17 protein-coding genes and 1 pseudogene are annotated in these 17,244 nt (G+C 70.1%); 4 read left to right on the top strand and 14 right to left on the bottom strand.

Annotation, left to right across the window (positions count from 1 at the left end; translation table 11 throughout):
- Positions 1–5: 5 nt before the first annotated feature.
- The 4 genes and pseudogenes from PV364_RS41465 to leuS all read left to right on the top strand — a co-directional run.
- Positions 6–98 (top strand): annotated as a pseudogene (locus PV364_RS41465) (LuxR C-terminal-related transcriptional regulator); the annotation flags it as partial.
- Positions 99–697: 599 nt separating this feature from the next.
- A complete protein-coding gene (locus PV364_RS39625; protein WP_319665801.1) occupies positions 698–1,285 on the top strand; it encodes a sensor histidine kinase in 588 nt (195 codons plus the stop codon).
- Complete coding sequence (locus PV364_RS39620; protein WP_319665800.1) at positions 1,282–1,944, top strand: response regulator transcription factor; 663 nt, start codon at positions 1,282–1,284, stop codon at positions 1,942–1,944. The genes PV364_RS39625 and PV364_RS39620 overlap by 4 nt, the downstream gene beginning before the upstream one ends.
- A 61-nt stretch (positions 1,945–2,005) precedes the next feature.
- A complete protein-coding gene (leuS, locus tag PV364_RS39615) occupies positions 2,006–4,471 on the top strand; it encodes a leucine--tRNA ligase (protein ID WP_319665799.1) in 2,466 nt (821 codons plus the stop codon).
- 9 nt (positions 4,472–4,480) lie between these two features.
- On the opposite strand, the gene PV364_RS39610 is transcribed toward leuS, so the two are convergent.
- The 14 genes from PV364_RS39610 to PV364_RS39545 form a co-directional block, all read right to left on the bottom strand.
- Complete coding sequence (locus tag PV364_RS39610; protein ID WP_319665798.1) at positions 4,481–5,182, bottom strand: hypothetical protein; 702 nt, start codon at positions 5,180–5,182, stop codon at positions 4,481–4,483.
- The gene (locus PV364_RS39605; protein WP_319665797.1) at positions 5,179–6,066 is read right to left on the bottom strand and encodes a carbohydrate kinase family protein; all 888 of its coding nucleotides are present in this window, start codon (positions 6,064–6,066) and stop codon (positions 5,179–5,181) included. Before PV364_RS39605 ends, PV364_RS39610 begins: the two co-directional genes overlap by 4 nt.
- Entirely contained in the window at positions 6,063–7,400 is a 1,338-nt protein-coding gene (locus PV364_RS39600; RefSeq protein WP_319665796.1) for an HAD family hydrolase, read from the bottom strand. The genes PV364_RS39605 and PV364_RS39600 overlap by 4 nt, the downstream gene beginning before the upstream one ends.
- Positions 7,397–8,224 (bottom strand): hypothetical protein, encoded by an 828-nt coding sequence (locus tag PV364_RS39595; RefSeq protein ID WP_319665795.1) that lies wholly within the window; start codon positions 8,222–8,224, stop codon positions 7,397–7,399. The genes PV364_RS39600 and PV364_RS39595 overlap by 4 nt, the downstream gene beginning before the upstream one ends.
- Positions 8,221–9,393, bottom strand: a complete 1,173-nt coding sequence (locus PV364_RS39590) for a hypothetical protein (protein ID WP_319665794.1) — start codon at positions 9,391–9,393, stop codon at positions 8,221–8,223. Before PV364_RS39590 ends, PV364_RS39595 begins: the two co-directional genes overlap by 4 nt.
- A complete protein-coding gene (locus PV364_RS39585; protein WP_319665793.1) occupies positions 9,390–10,040 on the bottom strand; it encodes a hypothetical protein in 651 nt (216 codons plus the stop codon). Before PV364_RS39585 ends, PV364_RS39590 begins: the two co-directional genes overlap by 4 nt.
- Positions 10,037–11,110 carry a Gfo/Idh/MocA family oxidoreductase gene (locus PV364_RS39580; protein ID WP_319665792.1) on the bottom strand — a complete coding sequence of 358 codons (1,074 nt, stop codon included), beginning with the start codon at positions 11,108–11,110 and terminating at the stop codon, positions 10,037–10,039. Before PV364_RS39580 ends, PV364_RS39585 begins: the two co-directional genes overlap by 4 nt.
- Complete coding sequence (locus PV364_RS39575; protein ID WP_319665791.1) at positions 11,107–11,784, bottom strand: adenylate kinase family protein; 678 nt, start codon at positions 11,782–11,784, stop codon at positions 11,107–11,109. Before PV364_RS39575 ends, PV364_RS39580 begins: the two co-directional genes overlap by 4 nt.
- Positions 11,784–12,578 (bottom strand): CPBP family intramembrane glutamic endopeptidase, encoded by a 795-nt coding sequence (locus tag PV364_RS39570; RefSeq protein WP_319665790.1) that lies wholly within the window; start codon positions 12,576–12,578, stop codon positions 11,784–11,786. Before PV364_RS39570 ends, PV364_RS39575 begins: the two co-directional genes overlap by 1 nt.
- On the bottom strand, positions 12,575–12,859 hold the full coding sequence (locus PV364_RS39565) for a PqqD family protein (protein ID WP_319665789.1): 285 nt from the start codon (positions 12,857–12,859) through the stop codon (positions 12,575–12,577). Before PV364_RS39565 ends, PV364_RS39570 begins: the two co-directional genes overlap by 4 nt.
- Before the next feature lie 167 nt (positions 12,860–13,026).
- Complete coding sequence (locus tag PV364_RS39560) at positions 13,027–13,881, bottom strand: sugar phosphate isomerase/epimerase family protein (RefSeq protein ID WP_319665788.1); 855 nt, start codon at positions 13,879–13,881, stop codon at positions 13,027–13,029.
- Positions 13,878–14,777: a PHP domain-containing protein gene (locus PV364_RS39555; RefSeq protein ID WP_319665787.1), complete on the bottom strand. Its 900-nt coding sequence runs from the start codon at positions 14,775–14,777 to the stop codon at positions 13,878–13,880. The genes PV364_RS39560 and PV364_RS39555 overlap by 4 nt, the downstream gene beginning before the upstream one ends.
- A complete protein-coding gene (locus tag PV364_RS39550) occupies positions 14,774–15,781 on the bottom strand; it encodes a Gfo/Idh/MocA family oxidoreductase (protein ID WP_319665786.1) in 1,008 nt (335 codons plus the stop codon). The genes PV364_RS39555 and PV364_RS39550 overlap by 4 nt, the downstream gene beginning before the upstream one ends.
- Before the next feature lie 35 nt (positions 15,782–15,816).
- A complete protein-coding gene (locus PV364_RS39545) occupies positions 15,817–16,926 on the bottom strand; it encodes a radical SAM protein (protein WP_319665785.1) in 1,110 nt (369 codons plus the stop codon).
- Between the last annotated feature and the right edge of the window lie 318 nt (positions 16,927–17,244).

Here is a 17,244-nt window from a genome sequence, read left to right as displayed (position 1 = left end):
AGGGGCTGACCTATCAGGCTATCGCGCGGGAGATCGAGATCAGCCCGCACACCGTAGACGCCCACATACGTAGGCTTCGGCGCAAGGCTGGAGTCAACAGCCGCTCAGCCCGTGCCGCTCGTCACCTGTCCCTCCGCAATGCCCACTGCCTGGTGTGCCAGCCTCTCTGCGGGGTATCCCTGATCCCCGGCGCATCGACAGGCCGGGCAGGTAGGCGACCCGGCAGCCCGACGCGCGGGCGGCGGCGATCGGCAGAGCGCCGATGTTGGCGGCCTGGTCGACGACGACCAGGGGTTCGATCGACACACCCATCCACGGCGATGTCTATCACGCGGTGCAGCCGTGTTGATCCTCTATCGAACAGGGGCCGAGAGGCTGGAGCCGTCTCCAGAACCCCTTCTCGTAAAGGACTCCATGATGGTGGAGCCGTGCGGTAGGCGACACCGTCGCCTCGGTCTCCACAACCAACCCCTCCCAGACGATCAGCTAACCCGACGGCCATCCCAACCCAGGGCCACCACCGTAAGTTGACAACGCCCTCGGCTACCCAACCGCCCTGTTGGTGCGACGGTGCTCGATCGATCGCCGGAGGGCATGTTCAGATCGGCTTGCCATGAATCGAGTATTAGTTGAGGAAGTACAGGAGGGCGACATTCCCGGATCGCAGCTGTCCGACCGGCAATTGCTCGCCCGCGATCTGCACGACCATGTCGGGCACGGTGTCGCCGTCGCGCTGCAGCAACTCGACATGTTCGCCTACTACCGGGACACCGCCGGCAATGCGGCCCGAGCCGAGCAGAAGCTCGCCGCCGTGCGCTCCGCGCTGGAGGAATCGTTGTGCCAGATACGCCATCTGATCGCGAACCTGGGGCATCGTGCGCGACCGATAGTGCTGGAGTCTGCGGTGAGCGAGTACCTGACCGACACCGTGCCCGAATCGGTCAAAACCCACTTCACGTTCGTCGGCGCCTCGGATCGACTCGACGACGCCGTCGCCGAGGAGATCTATCTGATCGTGCGGGAGGCCGTCCACAACGCCGTGCGGCACGCGGCGCCACGGACGCTGTCCGTGCACGTAGCGGTGGCCGAGAAGGCGGTCTCGGCCACCGTCACCGACGACGGACGCGGCTTCGCCGTCGATGCGTTGGGCGCCGCCGATCGTTTCGGCCTGCGATCGATGGCCGAGCGGGCCCGAGCCATCGGCGGCCGGCTCACCGTCCGCAGCGTGCCCGGCCACGGCACCACCGTCACGGTCCACGCGCACACACCGGGACCACGCCCATGATCACTCGGCTGCGCATAGTCGTCGCCGACGACCACACCCTGTTCCGGGACGGGGTGCGTGAACTGCTGTCCATCGAGACGCAGTTCGAAGTGGTCGGCGAGGCGGCCGGCGGCGTCGAGGCGATCGCCGTCGTCGAGCGGACTCGACCCGACATCGTGCTGCTGGACGTGCAGATGCCCGGACCGCCCGCCCGTGACGTGCTCGACCAGCTACGCGTCGTGAGCGAGAGCACGCGGGTGATCATCCTTTCGATGCACGACGAAGTGGACACCGTCAACGAGCTGGTGGCCAACGGTGCGGCCGCCTACCTGGTAAAGTCGATCCCGCGCGACGAGTTGGTTGCCGCGATCCGGAGCACCGCGAACTCGCCCGCGACGGTGCGCCTCACCGTGTCACGACAGACCATGAGCCGGTTGAGCTCCGCCCCGGATCGAGCCGATCAAGTGTGCCTGACCATGCGCGAGCTGACGGCGATCCGATTCGTCTCGGCCGGCCTCACCAACATGCAGATCGGCACTCAGATGCGCATCACTGAGGCCACAGTCAAGCGCCACCTCACCAGCGCCTACGCCAAGTTGGGCGCCGTGTCCCGGGTGGACGCCATCCGGAAGGCGGAGGCCGCCAGCCTCCTGCCACCCCCAGCGGCGCGGGTCGGCTGAACCGCGCCACGCGGCGGCCCGGCCAACTCTCGACACCAGCGGAAAGGAAGATCCCGCATTTATGGAATCCACCACTAACGACACGACGGGCTACGACTTCGAGTCCGTCGAACAGCACTGGGCGACGCAGTGGCATGCGGCGAACAGTGGTCGTGCGCAGCGGTCCCCCGACCGCCCCAAGCGCTACGTCCTGGACATGTTCCCGTATCCCTCGGGCGAGACGCACATGGGACACGTCCGGAACTACACGATCGGCGACGTACTGGCCCGCTTCTACCGGATGTCGGGGTACGACGTCCTGCACCCCGTCGGGTACGACGCCTTCGGCCTGCCGGCGGAGAACGCCGCGATGCGGCACAGCATCTCGCCCGCGGCGTGGACGGCCGCCAACATCGACCGGTTCGATGACGCGTACGCGCGTCTCGGCTTCAGCTACGACTGGGACCGGACGCTGCGCACGTGCGAGCCGGACTATTACCGGTGGACGCAATGGATCTTCCTGCGGATGTTCGAGCGCGGCCTGGCCTACCGGAAGGCCGCTGCCGTCAACTGGTGCCCGTCGTGCCACACCGTGCTGGCCAACGAGCAGATCGTTGGCGGTGTCTGCTGGCGCTGCTCGTCCACGCCGGAGCCGCGCGATCTCCAACAGTGGTTCCTCCGCATCACCCAGTACGCCGACCGGCTGCTGGACGACATGTCCGAGCTCTCCTGGAGCGAGGCCGTGCTGACCCAGCAGCGCAACTGGATCGGCCGGTCCGAGGGCTGTGAGCTGGCCGTCCCCGTCGAGGGCTCGGCCCTCGCGATCGAGGTCTTCACCACGCGGCCGGACACCCTGTGGGGTGTCACGTTCATCGCGCTCGCGCCCGACCACGAGTTGGCCGCCCAGTTGGCCGCCGAGGCAGGACTCTCCGACGCCTACGGCGAATTCCTCGCCGCCACCCGCGCCCGCACCGAGATCGAGCGCCTCGCGGTGGGTGGCCGGCCGCGCGGCTTCGACCTGCGCCACACCGCCCGCAATCCGATCACAGGCGAGGCGGTTCCGGTGTACGCCGCCGACTACGTCCTGGCCGGCTACGGGACCGGTGCGGTCATGGGCGTGCCCGGCCACGACGTCCGCGATCTCGACTTCGCACGGGAGTACGGCATCCAGGTCCGGACCGTGGTGCGTCCGTTCGACGGCTCGCAACCGAGCCTGCCGTACAGCGGCGAAGGCACGCTGGTCGACAGCGGCGAGTTCACGGGCATGTCGACCGAGCAAGCCGCGAAGGAGATCGCCCAGAAGCTGACCACCCGGGGCATCGGCCACACCGCGGTTCGGTTCCGGCTGCGCGACTGGCTCATCTCGCGCCAGCGGTACTGGGGCACGCCGATTCCGATCGTGCACTGCCCGTCGTGCGGCCCCGTCGCGGTGCCCGACGAGCAACTGCCGGTGGTCCTGCCCGAGGGGGTCGACTACGCGCTCGACGACACGACCACCGCGCCGCTGGCCAAGGCGGTCGACTGGGTGAACGTCCCATGCCCGAGCTGTGGCGGGCCCGGGAAGCGCGAGACCGACACCATGGACACCTTCATCGACTCCTCTTGGTACTTTATGCGGTTCTGCGACCCGAAGAACACCACCGCGCCGTTCTCGGCCGAGGCCGCGGCCGAGTGGATGCCGGTCGACCAGTACACGGGCGGCATCGAGCACGCGGTCGGGCATCTGATCTACGCCCGGTTCCTCACCAAGTTCCTGTACGACCTTGACCTGCTGGCGGTGAAGGAGCCGTTCCGGCGGCTGCTCAACCAGGGCACGATCACCCTGGACGGCCGCGCGATGTCGAAGTCGTCGGGCCACAACGTGGATCCGTCCGGGATCCTCCAGGTCTACGGCGCCGACGCGCTGCGGCTGTTCGTGATGTTCATCGGGCCGCCCGACCACGACTACGACTGGCCCCGGGACCAGGTGCAGGCCGTCGTCGGGGCCCGTCGGTTCCTGGAACGCGTATGGGCGCTCGCGACTGGAGTGCAGGCGCTCGGCAGGTCGGGCGACGACGTCTTGGACCCGCGGGACCCGCTGCGCCGCACCACTCATCGCCTGCTGCACCGCATCGCGGTGGACTACGAGGAGCAGCGGCTGAACGTTGTCGTGAGCTCGCTTATGTCGATGCAGCGTGAGCTGAGCGCCGGTCTTCGCAACGGCGCCGACGCGGCCGTGCTGCGGGAGGGCGTCACGATCCTGCTCAGCGCTCTCGCGCCGATCTGTCCCTTCGTCACCGAGGAGCTGTGGTCGCGGCTGGTCGGCACGACCTCGGTGCACGCCGAGGCGCTGCCGCAGCCGGACCCCGTGCTGTTGGTGGAGCAGACCGTGACGCTCGCCGTGCAGGTCGACGGCAAGGTGCGCGAACGGGTCCAGGTGCCGGCGGACATCACCGCGGACGAGGCGGCCCGGGCCGCGCTCGACGCCGCGAGCGCGTGGCTTCGCGGTGTCGAACCGGCCCGGATCATCGCCCGGCCCCCGAAGCTGGTCAACATCGTAACGGCCTGATCAGCGGATTCAGTGTTCGTGGCGGGCCAGCCGGCGCACCGCGACCGCAAGGTCGTCGACTCCCGCACCCGCCACGAACAGCTCCCCGGCCTCGACACCGCCATGGTGTGTGTAGACCGGTCCGTCGGTGCGCAGTGCTGCGAGCGGTCGCCCGCAGCACCGCACTGCGAGAAAGCGCGCGGGCACGTCCGCCGGAACCACGACATCGAGGCCGTCCAACATGGTGATCATGTCGGTCGCCGCCCGGCCGGAGCCGTCCACCGCCCATATCGGCCCCGCCGGCGATGCCGGCGAGCCGGCCTGCAACGCGACGCACAGCTGAAACATCAGGTCGTACCGAGCCTTGCCCCGACGGTGGAAGCAGCCGAGATGCCGCCGGGTCGGCCAGCTCGCCACCTCCAGCCGGTCGAACGACCACCGGCGGAACTCCGACCATCCGCCGAGTGGCGGGGTGACCCCGTCCAGCCACTGGTCCATGGGCTCAAGCACGCCGAGCGGCCGATCGCCCTGGCGGCAGTGGGGCGTGCCGATAGGGTAGTCGCCCGGGCCGTCCGCCACGCCCGGGGACACCTCGGCGCCGATGTCGTGGTAGAGCCGTCGATGGATGTCGTCGGCGAGCCGCCACCGCAACCACGGCAGCGAGTCGTCGTCGACGCGGACGGTTCCGTCGGCGTTCTCGGTTCGCGATCGCCAGCCGGTCGCCGCGCTCATGACACCCGCTCCGCGAGGAATTCGTCTACATCGGACCGGCTGGGCAGGCGACCGAACATGGTCACCTTCACGGCCGCGACAGCCTGCCCGTACGCGGCGGCCTCGACCAGGTCCAGGCCCTCGGACTGGGCCGCCATGAAACCGGCCACGAAGGTGTCGCCGGCGCACAACGAGTCCACCGCGGCAACGCGGTGTCCGGGCAGCCAGCAAGACTCGGACGTGGTCGTCACGATGACTCCGTCGGCCGACAGCGTGGTCAGCACCCCGCGCGCGCCGCCGTCCAGGCACGCGTCGGCCAGCTCGGCGCGGTGCCCCGGACTCAGCCCGGAACCGCTGATCACCGCGACGTCGATGACCGGCGCCAGGTTGGCCACATGCGCCAACAGCTCGTCGGGGCGGGAGAGCAACGGCACGAATCCGACGTCCACGACCAGCCGGCGGCCGGTGGCCGCGAGCGAACGCGCGACGCCGGCCAACGCGGGAAAGCCGGTGATGTAGGCGAGCCCCGATGTGGGCTGTGGCAACCGTGTCGGCCACCGCGGCGGCGCGTCGACGGCGGCGGCCAGTTCGACGCCCGCGGCGTCGACTCGGGCGACGATCCGCGGCATGCGACCGGCCGCGAACGCGTCCGAGCAGTCCACGCCGGCGGCAACCATCTCCTGTCGGACGAACCGGGCCGCCAGGTCGTCGCCGATCGGGCCGACGAACCGGGGCCGATGGCCGAGCCGGGCCAGTTGGGTGGCCACGACGGCGGCCGGGCCACCCACCGCGAGCTCCACCTCGCCCAAGGCCAGCTCGGCCGTCGGCCGCGCGCTGGTGAGCACGTGCAGCGCGGTCTCTCCGTAGACCGTGATCTCGGACGGCCGCATTTCGACCTGTGTCATGACAGCGCCACCTCCAGTGACTTGCGCAGCGCCCCGGCCGGGGCGCCGACGGGGATGAGAACGGCGCGACCGCCGGCGTGGAGCGCGCCGAAGGCGTCAGCGACCGCGTCGTCTCCGATGTGCAGGAGCTCGGCCGGGCTACGGCCGAGTGCGCCGGCCACGGCGGCGAACGCGCCGCCGGCCGGCTTGCCGACGCCGGCCCGTGCCGAGGGCACGATGGCGTGGACGAGACCGGCGATGCCGACCGCCTCGCACACGGTTGCCAGGTCCGACTGCCAGTTGGCCAGGATGCCGACCGGGTGGCTCCACGCGGCGACACGCAGCGCCAGTTGGGCGTCATCCCGCAGGCGCCAGTTGGACGCGCGCGTGTACTCCTCGATGGCGGCGTCGGCGAGCCCGCCGTCCGGGTCCGCGGCCGAGCGCTCGACCACCTCGCGGTAGATCGTCCTGAGCACCGCGCCGATCTCCTGGTCGCTGGACCAGACCCGGGCGGAATCGGCGAGCACGTGGGCCAAGTCGTCGAACCGGTGCTGCAGCTCGGCCGGATCCGCTCGAACACCGGCGGCGGCCAGTTGCCCGGCCACCACCTCGGGAGCGGAGCGGATGTGCTCGATGAGGGTGAACCCGGCGTCGAAGCTCACCGCGGTCGGCCTGGGACCGTGTCGGCGCGGTCGGTCCCCCAGCCGGTGCAGCACCGGCAGCAGTGCGGTCAACGCGTCCACCCCGTGGACGACGAGGTCGGGCGCCACGGCCGGAGCGGACCGGAACGGAGGCCCGCTGGTCACCGCGATCGTGCCGAAGCCCGCGGCGGCGCTGCTGTCCCAGTCGGCCGGCGCGTCGGAGACGTACCAGGCGGAGCCGGCGTCGATGGCGAAGTCGGCGAGCAACGCGGCGAACGCGCGCGAGTCGGGTTTGCGCACCGCCGAGTTGTCGGCGTGGCGCACGAAGGTGAAGTCACCGGCGCGCACGCCGAGGGCGTCGAGCTTGCGCTCCGTCTTGTACCCCGGGCCGTTGGTCAGGATCCCGACCTGGACCCCCGCGCGCGCCGCCACCGCGAGCAAGGCCGGCACGTCGGCCAGCGGACGCGCGGGGAAGGTGTTCGCGAGGCTGTCGTAGTGCGCGGTGTAGGTGTCGACATCGACGCCGGGGTGCAGGCGCAGGACGCAGTCCGCGAACGGCATACGCCCGTAGAGCTGGGCGAACCGCCGGGCGCCGGGCGCGGGCAACCCCATCAGGCCGGCGACCTCCCCGGCCTTGGCCAGGGCGACCTCGAAGGTCGCGACCAACGTGTCGTCCACGTCGAGAACCAGCCAGGCCACTGATCCCATGGTCATGCCTGCAGGGTCAGCAGCAGGTCGTTGCACCAGCTCAGCCGGTCCTCGACCTGCCGCCGCAGCGACTCGTCGGAGGACCGGTCGGCGAAGCCTCCCAGGGTGTGCTCGAGGAAGTCCACGACGAGCTGGTCGTCACGGTCGTGCACGGAGAGGAGCTCACGCAGCCGCCACTTCTCCTTGCGCACCCGCCGCCCGTTGGCGAACAGATAGCAGTCGACCGCCGCCTCCACCGCCCGCCGGCTGCGCACGGCGGCCAGCTCCACGTTGTCGGTCAGCAGCGGCCCCTGCGTCTCCCCGCACGCCTGGTCGTAGGCGGCCATCAGGTGCTCGGCGTAGATCGAGCGAAACCGGTCCAGGTCGAGGGAGTCCCTGAACGCGGCGAACCCGTCGACACCGATCACCGGCACGGCTACCTGGATCTCTTCCAGGAACTCGATCTGCTCGGCGGTGAAGACCGGCAGGTGGCTCTCGCTGTCGAGCACCGTCTCGGTGATCTTCCGGCGGATCGAGTCGATGGCGTCCTCGGGCCAGAACACGACGTGCACGGCACGCCCCGCGATCGCCGTCATCACCGTGGATCCGCACCAGACGAGATCCTCGCGGCGGAAGGACCGGTCGTTGGCCGGGTGCTCGGAGCTGGGGCAGCAGACCACGCGGACGTCCAGGTCCGAGGTGGGCCCCGCGCGCCGCTCCACGAACGAGCCCGTTGCGAACGCGTACCGGGGCACGAAGCCCTGGTGCAGCAGCGCCAGCAGTTCCTGCACCGGCAGTCCGTAGTGGTCGAGGATCGGCTCGATGGCCGTGTGCGGCTCGATGGTGGTCAACTCGTGCTCTCCTCGGTGAGTCGGGACGGGCAGACGACAAGATCGGTGCCCAGTTGTAGCGCTTCGGCGAGCAACACATCCCGGGGGATGCCCCGCGTCGCGCAGAGCTTGTCCAGCAACGCGTGGTCGCCCGGGAACGCGCTGAACCGGACCTCGGTGCTTCGGTCCGCGCCGCCGCGGGCCGCGTGTACGAGCTCGACCGGGCCGCGGTCCTGGTGGTCCACCCGCTCGGCCCGGCGCGCCACGAACCATTCGCCCGGCAGGTACTGCGCCGACGCAAGGAAGTCCAGGCCCACCGGTGCGTCGACCCGGGTCACCGTCACCGGCCCCAGTTTCTGGTGATGTGCCACCAGCGCTTCGAAGACGGCGCTGCGCACGAGGCGGGTGAAGAACGCGGCCTCACCCGCGTCCACATCGGCAACGTCGACCAGTGCGGGGCCCGGGTCGACCCCGGCGGCCGCGTCGGTCTGGTCGACGGCCCAATGCCGGATTCCGGTGTATTTCTGTTCCACGAAGCGTATGCCGGCCGCGACCGCGTCGGCCGGGCGGAGGCCGTTGGCCTCAGCTGCCCGCACCAGTCCCGTCGGCGCGGCGAACGTGGACGTGACCAGCTCCGGGGTGGTGGTCCGGACGCAGTTGCGCACCTGCTTGGCAACGTGCTGGGCCTCACGACCTAGTGCCATCAGCTCCGCCGCGGCACCCAGGTGGTCGCGCACGACGTAGCCGACGCTCAAGGTGACTGGTTGCGACTGGGCGAAGCAGGACAGGGCAAAGGGTTGGTCCTCAACACAAGCACGCACGCGCTCGGCCAGGTCGGCGGCGCTGACGGCCGCCGCCCCGGTAAGGATCACGTAGGTCTCGTCCCGGGTGCCGCTGTCGACCACGACCGCGTCGTCGGGTAGCACCGTGCTCACGCGGTCCCGACAGGCCAGCACGAGTTCGATCTTGGCGTCGATGCCCTTGGCACGGATCGCCGCCGTGCCGTCGATGTCGAGCATCAGCACGGCGATCGGACCCGCCAAAGTGCCGGCGGCCAGCAGCTCGTCGACCCGGCGCTCGCCCACGCGCAGCCGGATTCCGTCCAGGAGGATCCGGCGGAGGTTGTCCTGCGGCCGGTCCTGGGTGGGCGGCGTGGGGGCTGCCGGCGTGGTGGTCGCTGTGGTGGTCATCGTTGTCCTCCGGTCATGGTCGCCTCGCCGCGCAGGCCGATCGCCGCACCGACCTCGGCGGCGAGATGCAGGCCGAGGAGTTGGCAGAAGGCGGTGAGCTTGGTGTGCACGGGCACGATGTCGCCACAGGGAAGACGCGTCAGCGGCCGGGCGCCGCCCCACCACTGCGGACGGAGCGAGTCCGAGGCGAGCTCGGCCCGCTCGTCCAGTCGCCGTTCGAGGACGGCGATGTCGTCGAGCCCCACGCCGAGCACCACCGCGTCCGGGATAGCCGCGACGGCTCGCCCGGCCCGACCCACATTGGTGTACGGCGCGGTCATCGCGACCATGGCCACGCCGTGCCACAGATAGCGGTGGGTGGTCTCACGGCCGGTCGGCTGGTCCGGGAAGACCAGCACCGCCGGCAGCGTGGCCGGGTGCGCGCTCAGGTGACGGTGGTAGTCACCGGGGTTGCTTCCCTTACACAGGGCGGACTGTGTCGCGGTCCCGAGACCGAAGTAGGTCGCCGCGGTCAGCGTCGCCAGCAGACCGGCCGCCGAAGTTTGCGTGGTCACGGAGAACCAGGCCGCCGAGGGCCGGTGCAGCCCCTGGTCGCGGGCGTCGTCGACCCAGCGCCGTTTCAGGCCGTGGATACCGTACCCCGTCACGACAGCTCCATCCGGGTCGCGAGATCGCGCAGCAGCAGCAGATCCGCCACCGAGTCGTCGACGCCGGTGCGCGGCGACTCGCCCGTGACCACACAGTGGTGGAAGTGCTCCAGTTCGCGGCGGAAGGGGCTGACGAACGAGGCGATGCTTGCCCTTCGCACCAGGTCCGTGCCGTCGATCCCGTCATGCCATCGCGTCGTCGCCGCCTCACGGCGAAACGGCGAGTCGAAACGCAGCCCGACGCCGCCGTGCGCGCCGAAGAACGCGATCTCCTCGTCCCAGTCGCGCGCGGTGCCGAACTCCGGGCACATCTCCAGCCACACCGGCGCGTCGCCCGCCCGGAACAGGGCCAGGTAGTCGCGGGCCGTGTCGGGACCTGACACCCGCGCCCACTCGACCTCAAGGCCGCCCAACGCGGTGCGTACGAGATTGACGTCGTGCGAGGCCAGCTCGCTCACCGCCCGGAACGCGGCGATCCTGGCCGGGTCGTCAGTGCCGAGATGCCGTGCGGCCACCGTGTTGATCTCGACGTCCTCGGCCTCGGCGTCGCGCGGGCCCAGATCGGTCGGCTTGGCCACCGGATGGAGGCGTTCGACGCGGTGTCGGCCGCCGGCGAAGTTGTGCACGCGTCCGTACCGGATCGCCGGCGGCATGGCGCCGAGCAGCTGCTCGGCCGCCGGGTCGTACCGTTTCATGTAGCCGACGACCAGCGTGCGTCCGCTCGAACGCACGGCCTCCCGGATTCGCTCGGCCTCGTCGAGGCCCCAGCACAGCGGCTTCTCGACGAAAACGTGGCGGCCGGCGGCCAGCGCGGCCAGCACAACCGGCGCATGGTGGCGGTTGGCGACCACGATCGCGTCGAGATCGCGATGGACCAACTCGTGGTGGTCGGTGGTGGTCGCGGACGCCGGCAGGTGGTAGCGCGCCGCGATCGTCGCCGTCAGCACCGCGGACCGGTCGCACACCGCGGCCAGCTCGAAGTCCGGGCTCGCGTCGAGATTCGGCAGGTGGTGCAGTTGGGCGATCTTGCCCAGCCCGACGACGCCCACCCGCAGCCGGCGCCCGGTCATCGTCCGACCCCCGGCACCGCGTTTCGTTCGGCGATCCACGCCAGGGCCTGCGCGAGCAGCTCCGGCGCCGACCCGCGGCCGTCCAGTTCGAGCAGGCGCGGGCCGCGATAGAAGTCGACGAGCTCGGGGGTCTGCCGGCGGTGCAGCTCCAGCCGCTGGACCACGTAGGACGGATCGTCCGCGTCACGCCGGGTGATCGGACCACCGCAGTTGGCGCAGATCGAGGGGTCCCGCGGATCGCTGCGGGCCTGGTGCGCGCCGCCGTCGCAGCGCACGCACACGGTGCGGCCGGCGGCCCGCTGCAGGCAGACCTCCTCGGGCGTGTTGACGTGGATCGCGCCGATCAACGGCAGTCCGACGTCCTCGAGGACCTCGTCGAGCAGTTCCGCCTGCCGCCGGTTGCCGGGCATGCCCTCGAACACGAACTGCTCGCCGAGGTTCCCGTCGGCGAACTCCTGTCGCACCGCCTTGGCGACGAGCTCGTCCGGGATCCAGCCGCCGCCGTTGACCACCGCTTCGGCCTCAAGGCCGATCGGTGTGCGCGCCTGCACCTGGAAGTGGAAGTGGGAGCGCACCCCGAAGGAGCGCACGGCCGGATCGGCCGCCAGGATCCCGTCGGTCAGTGTGCTCTTCCCGGACGCCGGCGCGCCGATGATCGTGACCCGGATGCTCATCAGACCTCCACCGACTCGGTCGGCTCCTGGTGCGCATCGTGCGGTGTCCGCCGGTGCACGTAGACGTTGACCGGTGGGAGCGCGAGCTGGGGGCCGTTGTAGAGGTAGTGCGTGATCAGCGGGCCGACCAGCGACCCGGTGGCCAGATAGGTGCCGGCGGTGACCACCGCGAGGCCGAGCTCGGACCAGAAGCGTTTCCGGCTGGACGCCGGGCCCCACGAGCCGGACCAGTCGCCGTACAGGAAGGCCGCCACGGAGATGAGCGCGGCGAGCACTCCGCCGACCAGGCCGGCAAAGGAGTCGATGATCAGCTTGCGGTAGAACAGCTCTTCCAGCGGGACCACCGCGACGACGTAGAGGAATCGGCTGACCGCGCCGGCCACCGACATCCGTGGCTGCCAGGCGACGAGTTCGGGGGTCAGCAGCAGTATCGAGTCGCGAGCGTGGACGCCGACGAACGCGAGTCCGGTGACCACGCCCACGGCCAGGCTGACCAGGTGGCTGGGCTCCCGAACCGGCGTGGCCGCGATGGCCAGCACGGGGACCAGGAAGAGCACGATCGTGGCCCCGCGCAGGACTATCTGCGGCGCGCGCACGTGCGCGTAGATCCAGGGGCGCAGTTGCATCACCGCGGTCACCACGAGCAGCCCGAGCATCGTCGCCGCCTCGGCCTCATTGCCCGTCGCCGCAAGCGCCACCGCGGCCGCCGCGACGAGCACGGAGACGATCACCGCGATCCGGACCCGCCACGCGGGATGCCACCAGATCGGCGTCGACCGGGCCGGGCCGGTCATGACTCCACCCAGTCGATGAACTGCGCCGCGCTGAACGCGTCCAACAGGTCGGTGACGTGGCCGAGCGCAGTGGCACGGTCCACGTCGTAGGTCGAGATCAGCGCGTCGACGATGTCCTCGACCGACTTGCGGCCATCGCACCGGGACCAGATGAACAGGCCGACTTCGTTCGTCTCCATCGTCACGTGCACCCGCATGAGCAGCCGCCTGCCAAATAGCGACCGGGCGCGCACGTCGAACTGGCGCTGGGGGCGCCGGAGAAGGCTGTTGACAGACGTCATGGCAATTCCTTCCGGGAGGATGGGCAGTCCGGGCGAGGGGAAGTGGGCCCACCGCGTCGCGGTGGGCCCACTGCCGGATCAGCCGAGCGCGGCAGAGGCCGCCGGCAGCTCGACCCGCTTGAAGGTCGGCTTCTCGTAGCTCTTCAGCGAACGCTTCTTCATGTCTTTCACCTCCTCGTTGTGTAGTCGGGTTGGGACACCGCGCCGGTGGACCGCTGCCGCCCCGACAGCAAACGTCGGGCGGCGGTCGCACATCGGTGCGGCAGCTCGGATTGGCCCTGCGCCTGGTACTTCTCGGACAGGACCTCGACCTCCCACCAACCGGCGAAGCCGTGTCGGCGCAACAGGTCGCGGATGGACGGCAGGTCGCCGATCCCCGCTCCCGGCAGTTCCCGGTCCAGCCACGCCGACGGCTCGGCCGACCAGTCGGCCAGGTGCACGATCTCGATGGCGGCGGCCGAAGCCGCGATGGTGTCGTCCAGCCCGGGCTCGGCCCAGACATGCCAGGTGTCCAGCACTACGCCGCAGTGGTCGAGCCGGTCGACGAGGTCGACAGCCTCCCGCAGCGAGCACAGCGCGGACAGCGAGGCCTGGGCCGGATGCAGCGGCTCGACCAGGATGTGGCCACCGATCCGCGCCGCCTCGCCGTCGAGTTCACCGAGCGCGTCCGAAACCTGCCGGCGGGCGTCCCGAATGGACAGCCCGGCCATCGGCCCCCCGACCACGACGACCAGCGGCACACCGAGCTCGGCCGCGTCCCGCAGACCGTCGACGGCCAGGTCGAACTTCCTGCGCGCCAGTCCCGGATCGGCGTCGACGAGCCCGAAGGCGACGCAGACACTGGTCGGCTCGATCCCGTATCGGCCCAGCACCGCCGCCACCCGGCGCGGGCCCAGTTCGTCCACAGTGGACCTCAGGACGCCCAGCCCGGCGAACCCAGCCGCGGCGGTGAGCCGGACGGCCTCGTCGAAGGGCAGGCCCGGCGCCGCGAACTGGTTGAACGACAGACGCTCGTGGCTCATCGCAGCGCTTCCCGGGGTGCGAACGTGGCGGCCAGCGCGGTGTAGGACTCCATGGATGTCGGGTCGCAGCCGATCTCCGTCTTGCCGTTGCCGTGGAAGTCCGATCCGCCGATGGGCACCAATCCGAGGCGGTCCGCGCACCGCGTCAGCAGCGGATGGTCGTCAACGGGTCGGTGGTGGTAGGAGCGGGTCGCGATGCCCCACAGTCCCCTGTCGACCAGGGCGGGCAGCTGTTCGATCAACTCGACCACGTCGTCATCGGAACGGCACTCCCACAACGCGTGCGCCAAGGCACAGGTGCCGCCGACGGCCCTCGCCTCGTCGAGCACGGCGTCAGTGGGCAGGTACCGGCGAGCGTGCCAGCCCGGCGCCCCGGCGTCGGCCTCGTCGACCGAGCGGTGCAGCCGCGCGACCTTGCGGTGCGCCGCCTCCCAGCTGGACCCGGTGGCCGCGGCCAGGACACTGGCCATCTTGCTGCGCGAAGGGAACGCCGATCCGTCCGCCGGCGTGAGACCGGGGGCCGCGCCTCGCTGGATCGCGGCCATCTCGGGCAGGTCGACGCCCTCGGCGACCAGGAGGTCGCGCACCGCGGCCAGCACCGCCGCCCGGCGTTCGACCGGAAACCTGATGAACTGTCGGAACCGCTCGTCGAGCACGCCGGGCCCGTAGATCACGAGGTGGTGCTTGCGACCACCGAAGTACGTGCTGACCTCGACGCCGGGAAACGGCAAGGCCACGCCGGCCGCAGCCGCCTCGTCGCCGAGTCCTTCGAAGGTAACGACCGAGTGGTCCGTGAACACCAGGCGGTCCACGCCGGCCGCGGCCGCCCGGCGCAGGGTCTCCGTCGGCGACAGCCGGCCGTCACTTGCGGTGGTGTGCACGTGCAGGTCGATCATTTCGCCTGCTCCCTGGCGCTCCACCGCATCGCCCGGTCCATCAGGCCGAGGCTGAGCAGGTTGTCCGCACCCGAGAACGCCGGCTCGCCACCGTCGGCGCGAGCCCGCAGCCAATCCTCCAGCAGCGCGGCGTTGAGCTCGTCCAGCGACACCGGGTCGGCGGTCGGCGCCACCAGGGTCGTGACCTGTCCGCTCAGCGGGTCGGTCAAGGTCAGTCCGCCGTCGGCGACGGTCAGCACGCCGTCTCGGCATACCACCGACCAGCCCGAGTCGAACCGGATGGCGGGCTCGTCCCCGGGGGCGAACGTCGCGTCGTAGCTCACCGCCACCCCGTTCGCGCCCCGAAGCACACCCGCGGCCGACGCGTCCCCCGAGAACGGACTGGCGGGCGGCGACCAGGTCACGACGGCGATGTCGTCGAACTCGGTGTCCAGGCACCACCGCATCAGGTCGAAGTGGTGGATGCCGGCCTCGCGGAGCAGCGGGTGGTCCATCGTCAGCCGCCACTGCATGCCGGGCGTCCATCCCCGGCCGTCCAGAGCCATCCGGATCCGGGCGGCGACCGGCGGCCCCACGAGCTGCTGCCGGACCGCGTCCCGCAGCGCCAGCAGGTTGGGGAAGTAGCGCATCTGCTGGGCGACTGCGACGCTTCGGCCGGCCGACTCGGCCGCTCGCATCAGCGCGATCCCGCCCGCCGCCGTCGGCGCCAGTGGTTTGGCCACCAGGAGGTCGCAGCCAGCGGCGAAAGCCGCGACGGCGTGTTCCAGGTGGTACCACGGCGGGCTGGAGTCGATGACCACGGTGGCGTCGAGCGCGGCCCAGTCGTCGTCGCCGGGCCGCAGCCGGCGGTCAGCGGGCAGGTTGAAGAACGAGCCGGCCGACGCGCGTTCCCGCTCGTCCGGCTCCACGACAGCGACCACCTCGATCCGGTCGGCCAGCCGCGCGAGTCCCGACCACCACGTGCGGCCGAATCCACCGGTGCCCACCAGCAGCGCTTTCTCCACGCTTCCTCCTCTTCTCTGTCGCGGACGTGATCAGGTCACTTGGTCCCGAACTCGCGCCGGGCCGCCTTCGCGGCGAGCTCGCGGTCCTCCTCGAACAGCACGGCCATGGGGTCGATCCAGCTCGTGTACGCGACGCCGTTCGGCATGACATTGAGCCGTCGAATCTTCGGATCAGGGTCCACCTCCTCGCCCGATTCGTCGACGTCGAAGGTGATGTCGCCCCACTTGTACACATCGACCTTCGAGTCGGCCTTGCGCTGCCGATAGGTGCGGGTGAACTCGGCGAGCCCGTCGAGCTTGTGCGAGATCTGTTCGATCGACAGATAGTTGAACGCGTTGTAGCCGGCGTACTCGGTGGGCTTGCGGAACTCTTGCGGGATGTCGGAGCAGGTGCGGAAGATGAATTTCCGGAACCCGAGGGAACGCCCCCACCTCATGTACTCCAACATGTCCTCGACGTTGCGCACGCCCTCCTCCGTCATGACACAGCTCAGCCGGGGCGTGAACCGCTCCGACGCGTGTGCCGCGATCGCACGGAGCTCCTCGTCGCTCATGCCGTGCCAGGGCACCCGGGCCGGCTTGAACCGCATGATCTCCCGGTTGGTCGCGGGCTCGTGATGCGCGACGCTCACTGAGACACCGGAGAGTCCGGCATCGATGAGCGCGGGCAACAGCATGACCTCACGGTCCTCGACATGGATGTTCTTCAGCAGGCCGAACCCGTTGGTGTGCAGCCGGGCCCGGTTGAAGCCCGGGTTGACCGCGGACATCAGCTCGTAGAGCCGCTGCGGGTGCATGGTGGGCTCACCGCCGGTGTAGGCCACCTTGGTGACCCCCGCGAGCAGCGCGAAGTCCCGGATCCGCTCGACCCGGGCGTCGTTGTGCAGGTAGGGCCCGGACGGGGTGAACGTGATCTCGTTGGAGCAGAACTTGCAGGCCGCGTTGCAGGCGGACATCACGACGAACGTGAGGATCGCCCGGTGGCTGAAGATGAAGTCGCGACCCCCGAAACGAACTATGTTGCTGTTCCACACGGGTACGCCGTTGAATTCCTCGACATCGTCACCGATGGTCCGAACCACCCGGGCATCACCTGGCCGGCTATAGGGTCGTTCCATCGGCAGCAGATCCAGCGCAACGGCCATCAGCGAGCCTCCATTCTTGTCAAACCTGCATGTAACATCCCGCCGGGTCCACAACGAACCGCACGAATGTCTGCGAGGAGCTGCCATCCGTGCTGCCGGATCTGGCCTGAACATTAGGCGGGCAGAACAGCGGCAAACAAGGTGGCAATTTATTTTTTATGCGCACTCGGCGAAGGTCGTATCCGACACCGCGACCTTGGTGGCAGAACTTGCAGGCCGATGAAGTCGCGACCCCCGAAACGAACTATGTTGCTGTTCCACACGGGTACGCCGTTGAATTCCTCGACATCGTCACCGATGGTCCGAACCACCCGGGCA

This window comes from Streptomyces sp. MI02-7b (assembly GCF_033793585.1).
GTDB lineage: Bacteria > Actinomycetota > Actinomycetes > Streptomycetales > Streptomycetaceae > Actinacidiphila.
Note: the sequence above shows the minus strand (reverse complement) of the source record. Positions and strands in the feature narration are given on the sequence as shown.